This window comes from Amycolatopsis sp. cg5 (genome assembly GCF_041346955.1).
GTDB lineage: Bacteria > Actinomycetota > Actinomycetes > Mycobacteriales > Pseudonocardiaceae > Amycolatopsis.
The window spans coordinates 8,760,191-8,774,985 of sequence record NZ_CP166849.1 but is presented as its reverse complement, the minus strand read 5'-3'; the positions used below and the strand labels follow the sequence as shown (position 1 = coordinate 8,774,985).

The 14,795-nt window shown below is 69.8% G+C and carries 12 protein-coding genes and 1 pseudogene; 8 read left to right on the top strand and 5 right to left on the bottom strand.

Features of this window, described 5'->3' with window-relative positions; translation table 11 throughout:
- Positions 1-3: 3 nt before the first annotated feature.
- The 3 genes from AB5J62_RS39815 to AB5J62_RS39805 form a co-directional block, all read right to left on the bottom strand.
- The gene (locus tag AB5J62_RS39815) at positions 4-1,263 is read right to left on the bottom strand and encodes an exo-beta-N-acetylmuramidase NamZ domain-containing protein (protein WP_370945196.1); all 1,260 of its coding nucleotides are present in this window, start codon (positions 1,261-1,263) and stop codon (positions 4-6) included.
- On the bottom strand, positions 1,260-3,017 hold the full coding sequence (locus AB5J62_RS39810; RefSeq protein WP_370950467.1) for a glycoside hydrolase family 3 protein: 1,758 nt from the start codon (positions 3,015-3,017) through the stop codon (positions 1,260-1,262). The genes AB5J62_RS39815 and AB5J62_RS39810 overlap by 4 nt, the downstream gene beginning before the upstream one ends.
- An 831-nt stretch (positions 3,018-3,848) precedes the next feature.
- Positions 3,849-4,673 (bottom strand): HAD family hydrolase, encoded by an 825-nt coding sequence (locus tag AB5J62_RS39805; protein ID WP_370945195.1) that lies wholly within the window; start codon positions 4,671-4,673, stop codon positions 3,849-3,851.
- Positions 4,674-5,415: 742 nt separating this feature from the next.
- Here AB5J62_RS39805 and ssd point away from each other — a divergent pair.
- The gene (gene ssd, locus AB5J62_RS39800) at positions 5,416-6,489 is read left to right on the top strand and encodes a septum site-determining protein Ssd (RefSeq protein ID WP_370945194.1); all 1,074 of its coding nucleotides are present in this window, start codon (positions 5,416-5,418) and stop codon (positions 6,487-6,489) included.
- 5 nt (positions 6,490-6,494) lie between these two features.
- Here ssd and AB5J62_RS39795 read toward each other — a convergent pair whose 3' ends face one another.
- Positions 6,495-7,706, bottom strand: coding sequence for an IS110 family transposase (locus AB5J62_RS39795; RefSeq protein ID WP_370945193.1), 1,212 nt, complete (start codon positions 7,704-7,706; stop codon positions 6,495-6,497).
- A 248-nt stretch (positions 7,707-7,954) separates the two neighbouring features.
- Here AB5J62_RS39795 and AB5J62_RS39790 point away from each other — a divergent pair, with 248 nt between their 5' ends.
- The 7 genes from AB5J62_RS39790 to AB5J62_RS39760 all read left to right on the top strand — a co-directional run bounded on the left by AB5J62_RS39790 (position 7,955) and on the right by AB5J62_RS39760 (position 12,341).
- Entirely contained in the window at positions 7,955-9,112 is a 1,158-nt protein-coding gene (locus AB5J62_RS39790) for a TadA family conjugal transfer-associated ATPase (RefSeq protein WP_370945192.1), read from the top strand.
- Positions 9,106-9,882: a type II secretion system F family protein gene (locus AB5J62_RS39785; RefSeq protein ID WP_370945191.1), complete on the top strand. Its 777-nt coding sequence runs from the start codon at positions 9,106-9,108 to the stop codon at positions 9,880-9,882. The genes AB5J62_RS39790 and AB5J62_RS39785 overlap by 7 nt, the downstream gene beginning before the upstream one ends.
- Positions 9,879-10,445 (top strand): type II secretion system F family protein, encoded by a 567-nt coding sequence (locus AB5J62_RS39780; protein ID WP_370945190.1) that lies wholly within the window; start codon positions 9,879-9,881, stop codon positions 10,443-10,445. The genes AB5J62_RS39785 and AB5J62_RS39780 overlap by 4 nt, the downstream gene beginning before the upstream one ends.
- Before the next feature lie 24 nt (positions 10,446-10,469).
- Positions 10,470-10,640: a DUF4244 domain-containing protein gene (locus AB5J62_RS39775; protein ID WP_370945189.1), complete on the top strand. Its 171-nt coding sequence runs from the start codon at positions 10,470-10,472 to the stop codon at positions 10,638-10,640.
- Between the two features lie 20 nt (positions 10,641-10,660).
- Positions 10,661-10,987 carry a TadE family type IV pilus minor pilin gene (locus AB5J62_RS39770; protein ID WP_370945188.1) on the top strand — a complete coding sequence of 109 codons (327 nt, stop codon included), beginning with the start codon at positions 10,661-10,663 and terminating at the stop codon, positions 10,985-10,987.
- A complete protein-coding gene (locus AB5J62_RS39765; RefSeq protein ID WP_370945187.1) occupies positions 10,977-11,318 on the top strand; it encodes an Rv3654c family TadE-like protein in 342 nt (113 codons plus the stop codon). Before AB5J62_RS39770 ends, AB5J62_RS39765 begins: the two co-directional genes overlap by 11 nt.
- A 402-nt stretch (positions 11,319-11,720) precedes the next feature.
- Entirely contained in the window at positions 11,721-12,341 is a 621-nt protein-coding gene (locus tag AB5J62_RS39760) for a bifunctional DNA primase/polymerase (protein WP_370945186.1), read from the top strand.
- Here AB5J62_RS39760 and AB5J62_RS39755 read toward each other — a convergent pair.
- Positions 12,314-14,657 (bottom strand): annotated as a pseudogene (locus tag AB5J62_RS39755) (DEAD/DEAH box helicase). The gene AB5J62_RS39760 and the pseudogene AB5J62_RS39755 sit on opposite strands and share 28 nt — an antisense overlap.
- Between the last annotated feature and the right edge of the window lie 138 nt (positions 14,658-14,795).

The window sequence follows — 14,795 nt, the reverse complement described above, 5'->3', positions numbered from 1 at the left end:
ACCTCACCTATAGATCAAGTACTGCTGCCGCTGTCTGTCGAACCGGCTGAGCTCGTCACGCCAGGAACCGGTGATCTCGTCGACGCCCGCGCCGGCGTCGACCATCGTGCGCAGCCGGTCGGAACCGGACAGCTTGTCGATGTAGTTGTCGGGACGCCACGCGAAACCGGGCTGCCGCTTTCCGGTGACGAGCATCGCGACGGCCGTGCGGATCGAGTCGAACGAGCGCGGGTCCGTCACCGTCAGCTGGACGCCACCGCAGGTCACGTTGACGAACTTGCTGAACGTGGGCACGAAATACGTCTCGCGGAACCGCACACCGGGCAGCCGCAGCTCGGTCAGCTGCTCGCGCCAGCGCCAGTCGAGGCCGGGCGCGCCGATGATCTCGAACGGCCGCGTCGTGCCCCGGCCTTCGGAGAACACGGTGCCTTCGAACATGCCGGTGCCCGGGTAGACGTGCGCCGTCTCGGGTGTCGGCATGTTGGGGCTCGGCGGGATCCAGTCGAGCCCGGTCTGCGCGAAATGCTCGTCGCGGCGCCAGCCACGGACTCCCACGATGTCGAGCTTCGGGAGCTTCACGCCCTCTGCTGGGAGGAACTCGCCGACATAGAACCTGGCGAGCTCGCCAGCGGTCATCCCGTGCTGCTGGACGATCGGCTTGCGGCCGATCCCGGAGCTGAACGCCGGGTTCAGTAGCGGGCCGTAAGCCTTGCCGCCCAACGGGTTCGGCCGGTCCAGGACGACAAAGGACGCGCCGGCCTTCGCGGCGGCGACCATCGCGGTGTAGAGCGACCAGATGTAGGTGTAGAAGCGCGCGCCGACGTCGGCGATGTCGAAGACGACCGTGTCGACGCCCGCCTTGGTGATCATCGCGGCGAGCTTGGTCGCGTCGACGCCGTACGCGTCGTAGACGGGCACGCCGGTGCGGGGATCGGTGTAGTCGCCTTCGGATCCGCCTGCCTGCGCGCTGCCGCGGAAGCCGTGCTCGGGGCCGAAGGCGGCGGCCGGGCGGACACCGGCGGCGACCATCGAGTCGACGATGTGGTCACCGCTCGCCAGCACCCCGGTCGGGTTCGACAGCACGCCGACCTTGCGGCCCGCCAGCATGCGCCAGCCTTGCGCGGCAAGGACTTCCGCGCCGGTGCGGACGCCGTGGTGGCCTTCTTCGACCGCGGGCTCCGCGCTGGCGCTGGTGGTCGCGCCCGCCACGCTGGTCGTCAGTGCCGCGCTCGCCGCCAGGAACGCCCGCCGGTTGAGGCTCACCACGAGAGTCCGTGGCCGAACGGGTACTTCACCTTGGTCAGGTCGGCGCCCGCCGGGATGTCGACCGGCAGCTTGCCCTGCGGCGCGACCTCGCCGAGCACCACCTTCGCCAGCGCCTCGACGGTCGGCGTGATGTACCCGTAGCTGGCGAGCCAGGTCTTCACGGTCTCGTCGTACCCGGCGTCGTACGGGATCGCCGCGGCGACCGCGACCACTGGCTTCCCGGTGGCGTTCGACGCGTCGAGCAGCTTGAGCTGCAACGGGAACAGCCGGATGTTGTTGGTGAGCACGACGATCACGTCCTTGCCCTGCGCCGCCGCGACGGACTGCGCGATCAGCGCGTCCGACGGGGCCTGCCCGGTCTGCAACGCCGTCGCCGCCGTGCCGTGCGCGGTGAGCTTGGCGGCGAGCTGCGCGGTCGTCGACACACCCCAGCCGGTGACCAGCGCGGAGGCGGGCTTCTGCTTCAGCGGCAGTACACCGCCGTCGTTGCGCAGCAGGGTGATCGAGCGGTCGGCGACCTGCTGCGCCTTCGCCAGGTTCGCCGGGGTGCCGAGCTGACCCATCACCTTCGACTCGTCGACGTACGGCGTGAACAGGATGCCGCGCTTGAACTTCAGCGTGAGGACGCGCAGCACGCTCTCGTCGATCCGCCGCTCGCTCAGCTCACCCTTGCGCACCGCGTCGATGACGGAGTTGATGGCCACGTCCAGGTGCACCGGCATGAGCAGCTGGTCGGCGCCCGCCTTGAGCGCGAGCAGCGGGATCTCGGCGTCGGAGTGCATCTCGCGCACGCCCTGCATCTCGAGCGAGTCGGTGACGATGACGCCCTTGTAGCCGAGTTCGCCACGCAGCTTGCCGGTGATGATCGGCTTCGACAGCGTCGCCGGTTCCAGCGACGGATCGAGGCTGGGGAACTGGATGTGCGCGGTCATGATCGAGTCGATGCCCGCGCGGATCGCCGCCTTGAACGGCGGGACGTCGGTCTCGCGCCAGTGCGCCTCGGTGCTGTCGATGCGGGGGAGCCCGGTGTGACTGTCCGTAGGCGCGGCGCCGTGGCCGGGGAAGTGCTTCGCGGTGGCGGACACGGTCTGCGAGAGCCTGCGCCCGTCCTGGTAGCCCTTGACCTCGGCCGACACGAACTGGCTGGCCAGCCCCGGCTGGCCGGAGAACGAGCGGATGCCGATCACCGGGTTCACCGGGTTCGAGTTCACGTCCGAGTCCGGCGCGAAGTTCTGGTTGATGCCGACCGCGCGCAGTTCCTTGCCGAGGATGGTGGCCGCGGCCGTCGCGTTGCCGGTGTCGCGGCCGGCCGCGATCGCCATCGCGCCGGAGAACTCGGTCGCCGGGGCACCCATCCGGGTGACCGTGCCGCCCTCTTGGTCGGTCGCGATCTGCAGCGGGATGCGTGCGCCACTGTGCGTTGCCGCCCGCTGCAGGCCGTTGGACAGCTTCGCGACCTGCACCGGGTCGTCGAAGTTGTCCCGCGAGTCGTTGTTGAAGTAGATGACGCCGCCGAGGTGGTACTTCTCGATGACCTGCGCGGGGGTGTCGACGCCGAAGTCGGTCTTGTTCTTGGCGTTGACCTCGTCGGCCGACTTGCCGTTCACCCAGGTGACGAACAGCTGGCCGACCTTCTCCTCGAGGGTCAGCCCGTGCAGGGTGCGCTGCGCTTCGGCCGCGAAGGTGTCCACCTGCCCAGTCTGACCGGCGGACGCGACGCTCGCGCCGGTGACGACGAGCGCGCCTGCCATCGACAGCACGAAGACTCGACGGGGAAGTTCACGTCGGATGCTCAAGGCAGCCTCCCAGTTTCCGCGCGGCGCCGACGGCGGCGTCGCAGCACGAAACGGCCGCTCGGGACTTTCTCACCCGAACGAGCCGATATCGGAAAGCTACTCACGTACCAGGGGGTTGTCTATCGGCCACGCAGACCAATCCTGGCCTGAAATGCTCCACCAAAGGGGAAGGACGCCCCGCGCGTCGCGCGAGACGTCCTTCATCGTGGCCAGTAAGAGGAAGGTGCCCTTCCACGCCTCCCGATAGGTCGTGAAAAAACATTTTCATCTTTTGCTGTGACTAAGTTGAGTTCCTCGCGAGAAGCCCTCCCGCATTAGTCGGCCGTGGGTGCCATGCGGCACCTGACGAAAGTGTTTTTAACGCTGGCGGCGCCCGTCGGCCGAAGCCAACGGGCGCCGCCCTCTGCGCGAACTTTCGGGTGACCAAGCGTGCAACTCTGGTCGTACCTTCATGGACTCGGCGTGTGGCGTCCCACTACGCAGTCCCTAGACGACGAGCCTCCCGCGGCGCGCTGCGCGTGGGTGCCCGGAGTCCGCGCACGGAGGTTTCCCGGGGTGGAAAAGGCTTCTCTTCTACCTTTTCCCTGGCCGAACAACGTCCGCACTTACTTTCTACGCCGTGATGGGAGTCACTTCAAGAGCGCGGATGGGTGCACCGGTACAGAGGCTCGATCTAGTGACTTCCCTACCCTGAGCGACATAGAATTCTTGGTCCTGTCTAAGGAAACCCGACCTGGTACCGCCGAGTGGGTGCACGCTGCTCCGACAAGGGTGATGAACCGGGTGCTAACGGTCCTTACGACGCCGCGAAAGGCTGTACCAAGTCGCCCCCGCGGCAGCCACGCCCAGTCCCAGCGCCACCGCTGTGGGTGACGCGAGCGGCAGCCGGTTGCGCAGCGACATCGGATTGTCGAAAGTCAGCACCGGCCAGTCCTTGGTCGCGGCGTGCTTGCGCAGCAGCCGGTCGGGGTTGACGGCGTACGGGTGCCCGACCACTTCGAGCAGCGGGATGTCGGTGCTCGAATCGGTGTAAGCGTGGCACTCGGCGAGGTCGTAGCCGTAGGTGGCGGCGAGGTCCTTCGCGGCGATCGCCTTGTTCTCGCCGTAGCAGTAGAAATCCACCTGGCCCGAGTAGCGGCCGTCGACGATCTGCATCCTGGTCGCCACACTGCGCGTCGCGCCGAGCATCCGCGCGACCGGCGCCACCACCTCCTCGCCGGTGGCCGAAAGCACGATCACGTCGTGCCCGTCCGCCTTGTGGCTGGCGATCAGCTCGGTCGCCTCGACGTAGACGAGCGGATCGACCACGTCGTGCAAGGTCTCCTCGACGATCGAGGAAACCTGTGCGACGTCCCAGCCGGCGCACAGTGCCGACACCTCCTGGCGCATCCGCTCGGTTTTCCCCGCGTCCGCGCCGGCGAGTGAAAAAACAAGCTGCGCGTACGCGCTCCGCAAGGCGGCGCGGCGGTTGATCAGCCCTTCTCTCAGCAACGGTTTACTGAAGGCGAGCGCACTCGAAGAGGCGATGATCGTCTTGTCCAGATCGAAGAACGCCGCGACCCGGTTCGGCGCCACATCGGCTGGTACGGCAGGGAAGTTCGGTTCGGCCACCCCACCACAATAGAAGTATCCGCGTCTTCGATCTTGCTGGTCGGTCACGAACGGCCGGATCCGATGGAAAATTCATCACAGCGGGCGTGGATTGGCCGCTCATGCCGTTATCGAATTGTGGGTGTGCCCGGAAGTGCCGCGATGGCGCGGATGGAGTTACAGTTGGCGAGTCCGGTGCTACACCGGCCAGGTTCAGTCCGACCCCCCGGGGCTGAACCCCCGACGACCCCCGCCCCTCCCCCCTGGCGGGGGTCGTCCCTTTTCTTCTCCTTCTTTCCCAAGTCCCGCAAGGGTTTCCGGGAGTGGCCCGTAAAAGGAAAACGCCGTTTCAAAGCGCGTGAAAACAGTGTGCCGGAAGTCTTTTCGCGGGGTGGGTGAATACGAACCCCGATCGAACGTGCGGGCGCACCCGGCGAACTCACGTGCGCGCGCCCGTTTATCCGCCCTTTCGGCACTGGTCGTGGCGACCAAAGAACGCACGGGTGACTGGGCGCGGCGACCAAATCGCTTGCGAGACGGCACTTTCGGGCGTCCCGGTCGCGGTGTCGAGCCGCACATACCACAGGGGTCCGACAAGTCGCGCCGCGGAAACGGTGTTTCCCGCTGAGTTGTCCACATCGGGGTGGTTATCCACAGGTGCGGGAAACGGGCGTTGTGGCGGGGGTGGCGGCTGCGTGACGGTGGAGGCATCGACGAACGACATCGACAACGACATCGACATCGACGCAGCAGGGGGTTCGACATGACCACCGGAACCAGGCCACTCATCGTGGCCAACGACGAAACCGTCATCGACGAGGTGATCCGCCTCGCGGCCGCGGTGGGGTGCGGCACCGAACGCGCACCCGACCTGGTGGCCGCGCGGACGAGCTGGACGCGCGCGCCCATGGTGATCCTCGACGAGGAAGCCGCGATGCGGCCGAACACGCTGCCACGAAGACGCGGGGTTTTCCTGGTGTGCAAGGGAGCACCGGCCCCGCCGGTGTGGCGATCGGTCTTCGACGCCGGCGTCGAGCGGGTGCTGAGCCTGCCGGAGGACGAGGCCGCGCTGATCGCCGAGCTCGCCGGCCTGGTCGACGGCCCGGACGTGCCGGGCGGCCGGATCATCGGGTTCCTCGGCGGGCGCGGCGGAGCGGGCGCCTCGGTGCTCACCGCGGCCGTCGCCATGGCCGTCTGCCAGGAAGGCGGCAGCGCGCTGCTCATGGACTGCGATCCACTCGGCGGCGGGATCGACATCGTGCTCGGCGCGGAGGCGCGGTGCGGGCTGCGATGGTCGGAGCTGCAAGTCGGCTCCGGCCGGGTGTCGATGTCGGCCTTGCGTGACGCGTTGCCCGCGCAGGAGTATCGCGGCGGGCGGCTGTCCTTCGTCTCCTACGACAGGGAGGGCGGCGGGTCCTCTGTGGACGCCATCACCGCCGTCGCCGAAGCCGGTCGCCGGGCAGGCCGGAAAGTGCTCTGCGATCTGCCCCGCAACCTCGGGCGGACCACGGAGGCGGTCGTCGGCATCGCCGATCTGATGATCGTGGTCGTTCCGGCCGAGGTACGCGCATCCATTGCCGCGCAACGCATCCAGCGCTATCTGGAGCATCGCGCCGCACGGGTGGCACTGGTCGTGCGCGGACCGTCGCCCGACAACATCCCGGCCGTGGACATCGCGGGCACGGTCGGGCTGCCACTGCTCACCTCGATGCCGCCGGAGCGCGGGCTCGCGCTGGCGCTCGACAGGGGCAAGTTCGAACTGAATCCCCGTGGGCCACTCGGCGTCGCCGCACGCGCGGTGTTGCGTGCCGTGCCCGATGGGGAGGTGGCGGCATGAGTTTCCTAAGTCAACCCTTCGGCTTTGTTGATCTTGTTTGTGGTGTGGTGGATGGTGGGGTCGTAACAGGCTTTGTCGCGCCAGCAGGCCCAGATCACGCGCAGCCAGGCTCGGGCGAGGATGCGCACTGCGTGGGGATGGCGTTTGCCTCGGGAACGCGCGTTGTTGTAGATCGTCGCGGCCCAGTCGTTGTCGTGCCGGCTGTTGTCGGCGAAGGTCATCAGGGCTTGCCGGGCTCGGCGGTTGACCGCGTGCCGGAAGTTGACCTGGCGGTGCTTGCCGGATTCCTTGGTGACCGGTGCGGCGCCGGTCTCGGCGGCCAGTTGCGCGCACCCGGTGGCGCGTTCGAGCATCGGGCCGATCTCGCCCACGACCTGACCGAGGTTGACGGTGCCGATCCGGGGCAGTCCGGCGATCAGTTCGGCCCAGGGATGGGTCTTGGCCGCCTCAGCGATGGCGGCGTCCAGTTCGCGGATGGTGACGCGCAGGGACCGCACCAGCCGCACTTGGACACCGATCAGCCGCGTGATGACTTGCGGGCCCAGCCGGGAAGCCGCCGTAGGGGCGGCACGCAGCCGCTCGATCAGCACGCTGCCGGGTCGTTTGCCGGAGTAGCCGTGGCGTTTGCAGAACGCTTCCAGCCGACCGGCGGTCAAGCGGGCCGCGTCCGCGGGCGTGGAGTAGCGGTCCAGGAAGGCCAGGGCGATGTCGCTGTCCAGGCTGGCGAACACGGCTTTCCCGCCGGGCCAGTGCTCATCCAGCAGCGCGGCAAGCTGGTTGACCGCCGCGACGCGAGCTTCGACGTGGTCGGAGCGTTGCCGGGTCAGCGCTTGCAGCTCCAGCGTTTCGGGCAGCGTGGGTGTCAACGTCCGCAGCTGGTGGCCGTCGGTGCGCAGGTAGTCGGCCAGCTTGAAGGAGTCGCCGGGGTCGTTCTTGGCCCGGGCCGCGCCCCAGCGGGGACGGACGGCGTTGAAAGCGTTGGGATGTATGGGAATCACGGGGTGCCCGGCAGCCAGCAGCCGGTCCACGACCAGTCCCCGGGTGGTCTCGATAGCCACCGGCAGCCCGGCCGGATCGCCGTGACGGCGCAGCCGGGCCAGGGCGTTGACGATCCCGGGTTCGGCGTGGGCCAGCGCCCATCGGTCGGTCTTCGCTCCGGCCTGGTCGATCACGGTCACATCGTGCGACCCGGTGGCCCAGTCCCATCCCGCGAACACGCGTGCGGTGCTCCTTCTCTGACGATGATGAAGGACCCGCTCGGTAGTGAGGACGCTCGCCGGAAGCTCATTAATCGGCCCTCGACCGGGTCGGGGCATGTTCCTAAGGCCGGTAAAGCGGCCTCGGCCCGGCGGGGCTGGCAGTACTCATGCTGGCCGTCAAACGGCACGCACCAAAGGCCATGCACCCACCGGGACCGAGTGGTCACAACCCTATCTGTTCAGGCTGCAACAGGGATGGTGGCCTAATGAGCGCCGAACTCGTCGAACGCGTGCGGCTGCGCCTGGCCTCGGCCGGGTCCGCACCGGACACCGCGGCCGTCGCCGACGCCGTCCGCGCCGAGACCGGTGGCGCCATCGGGCATGTGGATCTGTTGCGTGCCTTGCGTTCGCTGCGGCACGAGTTCGTCGGAGCCGGTGTGCTCGAGCCATTGCTGGAGGATCCGCACACCACCGACGTCCTGGTGACCAAGCCCGGCGAGGTGTGGACCGACGGGCCGGACGGGCTTCGCCTGTCGGAGGTGGTTTTCGAAGACGAGGCGGCGGTGCGCAGGCTCGCCCAGCGGCTGGCGTTGCTCGCCGGGCGAAGGCTCGACGACGCCCAGCCCTATGTGGACGGTTGGCTGCCGGGCACCGGTCCGCACGGCAGGGTGCGGCTGCACGCCGTGCTGCCACCGATTGCCGCGGACGGGACCTGCCTGTCGCTGCGGGTGTTGCGCCCGGCTTCCCACGACCTCGCCACCCTGTGCTCGCTCGGCACGTTCGACACGCAAGGAAAGGAGCTGCTCCAGGCGATCATCGCGGCGAGGCTGGCGTTCCTCGTCACCGGTAGCACCGGCTCGGGCAAGAGCACGCTGCTCGCGGCCATGCTCGGCGCGGTCGCGCGGTCGGAACGCATCGTCTGTGTGGAGGACGCGGCCGAGCTGCAGCCCGCGCATCCGCAATTCGTCAGGCTGATCGCGCGGCCGCCGAACATCGAAGGCGTCGGCGAGGTGACGTTGCGGGAGCTGGTGCGTCAAGCGCTGCGGATGCGTCCTGACCGGCTCGTGGTCGGCGAGGTGCGCGGACAGGAGGTCGTCGACCTGCTGGGCGCGCTGAACACCGGCCACGACGGCGGCGCGGGCACGCTGCACGCGAACTCGCCGCTGGAGGTGCCTGCCCGGATGGAGGCGCTGGCCGCGCTCGGCGGCTTGGCCAGGGCCGCGCTGCACAGCCAGCTCGGCGCCGCGGTGCGGGTGGTGCTGCACATGCGGCGGATACCCGGGCGCGGCCGTCGGCTCGACGAGATCGGGGTCGTGCGGCTCGGCGGCGCGGGCGTGCGGGTGTGCCGGGTCTGGCACGCGGGCCGGTGGACCGAACATCGCCCGATCCTGACCGGGCTGCTCACCGGGGCGTCGTCATGGTGAGCGCGCTGCTCGGGCTGGCCGCGCTCCTGTGCTGGCCAGCGACCTGTGCCGGCGCCCGGCTCGCCGGGCTGGCCGGGAAGATCCGGCCGCTGAACGGGTCGCCGCCGCGATGGTGGCGGGCCGGGCTGGGCGGGCTGGCGCTCATCGTCTCCGCGATGCTCGCTTGGCCCGGTGGAGGCATGGCCGCCGCGTTGCTGGGCTTCGCCGTGCGACGCGATCGCAGGGAGCGGCAAGTCATGCGAGCGCGGCTCGCGGAAGCCGACGGGTTCGCCGAAGCGTTGCGCGCGATGGTCACCGAACTACGAGCCGGTGCGCATCCGATCGCGGCCGCGGAGTCGGCGGCCGCCGAAGCGACGGGCGAGGCCGCGCGGGCGATGCGAACGGTCGCCGCGGCCGCTCGGCTGGACGGGCCGTTCCCGGAATCGCCGGGTGACGGGCTGCTCGGCAGGCTCACCGGAGCGTGGACGCTGGCGCAGCGGCACGGCCTGCCGATGGCCGAGGTGCTCGACGCCGTCCGGCGTGACGTCGAACTGAGCGTGCGGCTCGCCAGGCAGGCCGACGCGAGATTGGCCGGACCGCGGTCGAGCGCATCGGTGCTCGCGTTCCTGCCCTGCCTGGGCATCGTGCTCGGGCAGGCGATGGGAGCCGACCCGGCTCGGGTGCTGACCGCGACGGCGCCCGGTCAGGTGCTGCTCGTCTTGGGCGCCGGCTTCATCGCGGCAGGCCTCGCGTGGAGTTCGCGGCTGACGCGGCGGGTGGTGACCGTATGAACGCCATGGTCCTGTTCGCGGCCGGCTTGTCGGTACTGCCACCGGCACTGGGCGCGGTGGAGCGGATGCGGAGCCTGGCGCCCGCTGGGCGGCACGTGGCCTGGCGGTGGCCGAGACGGAAGCGGGCGCGGGGAGACCCGTTGCGGATGGCGGCCGTGCTGGACCTGCTCGCGGCTTGCCTGCGCTCTGGGCTGCCCGTCGCCGAGGCCGTTCGCGCGGTCGCCGGTCCCGAGGACGACGCCTTGCGCGCGACGGCGGATCTGCTCGAACTCGGGGCCGATCCCGTGCTCGCGTGGGAGCCGGTCGCCGACCACGACGGGCTGGCGGAACTGGCGAGAGCGGCCCGGCGGACCGCGCGGTCCGGGACCGCGTTGGCCGAGGCCGCCGCCGAACTCGCGGTAAGGCTGCGCGCGACGGTGTCGGACGAGGCCGAGGCGCGGGCGCAGCGCGTCGGCGTGCTGATCACCGGGCCGCTCGGGCTGTGTTTCCTGCCCGCCTTCTTCTGTCTTGGCGTCGCGCCGGTCGTCGCCGGGCTCACCTCCGGGCTGCTGGCCCCGCACTGACCGACCACACAAAGGAGAACAGTCATGGAAAAGCGGTTCCTGTACGGCGACGCCGGCGCGATCTCGGCCGAGTACGCGTTGATCACCCTCGCGGGCGCGGCCATCGCCGGAGTCATCTATCTGATCGTCACCAGTGACTGGGCGGCCGGCCTGTTGCGCGGGCTGATCGAACGAGCGCTCTCGGTGGGCACGTGATGGACGGTGATCGGGGAGCGGTGACCGTGGAGGCCGCGGTCGCGCTCGGCGCCCTGGCTTTCGTGCTGGCCTCGATGCTGGCCGGGCTGGCTGTGGTCGTCGATCTGCTCAGATGCACCGACGCCGCCGGTGAGGCGGCGCGGCTGGTCTCGCGCGGTCAGCGGCAGCAGGCGGAAAGCGTGGTGCGGCGTATCGCGCCGGACGGCGCGATGCTGGCGTTGCGTGCGGAAGGCGACGCGGTGACCGTCGAGGTCGGCGTGGCGCCCGCCGGCGGGCTGTTGTTCGGGATGCGGGTGCGTGCCACGGCGTTCGCCTTGCTCGAACCGGGGGTGTCCGGTGCCGGGTGAGCGGGACGGCGGCTCGGCGTCGGTGCTCGCGGCGGTGGCCGTGCTGCTGGTGCTGCTGCTCGGGATGACCGTCTGCTGGGCCGGGGTCGCCTCGATCTGCCGGAGGCGAGCGGAGACGGCGGCCGATCTCGGCGCGCTGGCCGCGGCGGGCGGGGCGTCCTGTGAGCGGGCGCGCCGGGTCACCGACGCGATGGGAACAGGACTGAGCGGATGCCGGTTCGTCTCCGGTGACGCGCTCGTCGAGGTTGAGATGGAACTCGGCGGGGTACCCGGTCCGTGGGGCTCGGTGACCGCGCGAGCCCGTGCCGGGCCGGTCGACCGCCCACCGTGAGTGGCGCCGGAGACGAGCGGACGACGAGCGGACCGCGCGGCTGACCCGCCGAACGCGGCGTCGAGTGGTCCAGATCACGAGCAGCGGTCGTCTTCGCGCGCCGAGCGGTCATTTGGAACTTTTGGCCCCCGCCGAACGGCCGTACCTCAAGAACCACGCGGAAGCCGACGAAACCGTCACCCCTGGTTCTGGCTGCGGCGAACGGCCTCGCAGTGGTACCGGCGGCCGGATGATCGGTAAGCGGCAGTTCGGTCGAGCCGTTGAACTACCGCGCGTTCATCGCCCCGTAACCACCGGTTGTCGCGCGGGCTCTACCGGCAATGTGCAACTTGCCGTTTATTGAGATGTACGCCACTACGAGCGAGTGGCGGCAGCAGGAAGCAAGATGGAGGCAGGGAAACAATGTTGGACGCGAACTGGCCGGACAGCTGGCGCAACGCTTTCCGTATCGAGCTGCGCGCCGAGGCGATCGGCCTCGCGTGGCGTGGCTGGCCGGTGCTGCCGGGTGTCAACCCCGTCGCGGTGCGCGGCGAGGACGACGACCTGACCTGGCGCAGGCCCGTGCCGGCGTACGACAACTGGAGCGACGTCATCGGCGCCCACCCGCACCAGGTGGCGGAGTGGTTCTGCGACAAGACGCACAGCCTCCTCGTGGCGACCGGCACCGTGCTCGACGCGATCGAGGTCGACGACGACCTCGGCAAGCGCGCCGCCCGCCTCCTCCGCGCGACCGGGCACCCCGCGCCCATCGTCGCCATGCCGAACGGCCGCTGGCTGTTCCTCACCACCGCGGCGACGACCATCCCCGCCGCACTGGCCGCACAGGCCTCCATCGAATGGCACGGCGCCGGCAGCTGGATCCCGCTGCCGCCGTCGCCCTTCCAGCACGGCGTCGTGCACTGGCGGGTCAAGCCCGAGGTCTGGGGCTGGCAGCTGCCGGAAGCCTCGGCGGTGCACGACGTGCTGGTGCGCGCGCTCGACGGCGAGCACGCGGTTCACCTGGTCGAGTCTTCGGCCGCTTGATCCACCCCGTGGCCGGACTGGCCCCCGTGCTGACGCAAAGCCCCGAGCACGGTGTCCAGCACGGCCACGGCACCCGCCTTGTCCAGTGGGTCGTTGCCGTTCCCGCATTTCGGCGACTGAACACAGGACGGGCAACCCGCCGGGCACTCGCAGGAGATGATCGCCTCCCGCGTCGCGTCCAACCATGGGAACACCGCGGCGAAGCCGCGGTCGGCGAATCCCGCACCCCCGGGATGACCGTCGTGCACGAACACCGTCGCCTCCCCGGTGTCGTCGTGCCACGCGGTGGACACTCCGCCGATATCCCATCGGTCGCACGTGGCGAACAGCGGTAGCAGGCCGATCGCCGCGTGCTCGGCGGCATGCAGGGCACCGGGGACGCGCGCCGGCTCAAGGCCTAAGCGCCCCCGGTGCCCCGCGTACCTCCAGCAGTTCGGGCGAGATCGTGTACCAGACCGCCCTGGTTTCGAGCACCTGCTCCGGCAGGTCGAGCGAAACGTGGTCGAGCACCTGGCCGGACGGTCGCCGCCGCAGATAGCCGACCACCTGCGAGGTCACCACCACCTCGCCGAGGCAGACGCTGACCCCGCCGTAATCCTTGCGCAGCACCGTCTTCCGCACGGCGATGTCCACCACCTCGCGCGGCTGGGTGTTCCAGTCCGGCGCCTCGGCGTGCACCATCGCGAGCCCGGCTTCGAAGTCCAGCTCGTCGACCACATAAGAACTGCCCTGATGCAGATACACCGCACCCGGGTGCACCGTGAAACACGCCGAGCCAGGGTCGACCGTGCCGAGCATCCGGCCGGAATCCGCTTCCACCACCGCGATCTGCTCGCCGCCGGAGCCACGGATGTCCACCTCGTGCTGTGGCCGGTCCCGTGACGTCCAGTACCAGCCGCTCGGCCGCCGCCGGAGCACGCCGTCGGAAACCAGGCCGTCCAGCACGGTTTTCGCCGCTTCGCCGCCGAACACGTCGAGTTCACCCGTCGTCAGCGGCAACTCCGCCGCCGCGCAAGCCAGCTGCGGCGCCAACACATACGGATTCGCCGGATCGAGCACCGCGGTTTCGACCGGGCGGTCGAGTATCGCCGCGGGGTGATGCACGAGATAGGTGTCGAGTGGATCGTCGCGGGCGACGAACACCACCAGCGCGGAATCACCGGACCGGCCGGCGCGTCCCGACTGCTGCCAGAACGAGGCGAGTGTGCCCGGATAACCGGCCAGCACCACCGCGTCCAGCCCGGCGATGTCGACGCCGAGCTCCAGCGCGTTCGTCGTCGCGACCCCCAGCAGCCGCCCGGCGAGCAGGTCCGCTTCGAGCGCGCGGCGTTCTTCCGGCAGGTAGCCGGACCGGTACGCGGCCACCAGCCTGGGCAGCGAACCGTCCACTTCGGACAGAATGCGGCGCGCGCCGATCGCGGTCAGCTCGGCGCCCAGCCGGGACCGCACGAAGGCCAGGCTGCGCGCGCCCTCGATGACGAGTTCGGCGAGGATCCGGCCTGCCTCGGCGCCTGCCGAGCGACGGACCGGCGCCCCGTTCTCGCCCGAAAAGTCTTCCAGCAGAGGCGGTTCCCACAACGCGATCGTGCGCGGGCCGCGCGGCGAGGCGTCCTCGGTGACGGCTGCGCAGTCCGCGCCGACGAGCCTGCTCGCGAACGCGGCTGGCTCGGCCGTCGTCGCCGAGGCCAGCACGAAAACCGGTGAGGCGCCGTAATGCCGGGCCACTCGCCGCAGCCGCCGCAACAACAGCGCGACATGCGAGCCGAAGACCCCGCGATAACTGTGGCACTCGTCGACGACCACATAGGACAGCCGCTTGAAGAACCGCGCCCAGCGCGCGTGCGACGCGAGAATCCCGCGATGCAGCATGTCCGGGTTCGTGAACACCCACCGCGCGTGCGCGCGCACCCAGTCCCGCTCGGCCATCGGGGTGTCGCCGTCGAAGGAAGCAGGCCGTACGCCCGGCACCTCCAATGAGGACACCGAACGCAGCTGATCGGCGCCCAGCGCCTTGGTCGGGGAGAGATACAGCGCGCACGCGCGCTCGTCTTCGGTCAGCGAGGACAACACCGGCAACTGGTACGCCAACGACTTGCCGGACGCGGTGCCGGTCGAGACGACCACATCACGCCCGGAACGCGCATATTCGGCGGCTTCGATCTGGTGTGTCCAAGCACGTTCGACACCCGAGGACCGGAACGCGTCCACCACCACCGGCGGCGCCCACGACGGCCACTCGGCGAAGCTCGCGACCCTGGCGGGAAATTGCGCTATATGGGTGATCGGATCGAGATCTTCCGGCAAGCCCGCCGTCATCCGGCGCAGCAGTGCGCGCGCTCGCTCCCCGTCCATCACGCCTGCCACCCGAGGAGCTTGGCACAGCGCACCGACAACCTCCGAAACCCTGTTCCGGATTCCTTGCCGCGCCTGCGAAGAATCGATCTAGTGAGCAGT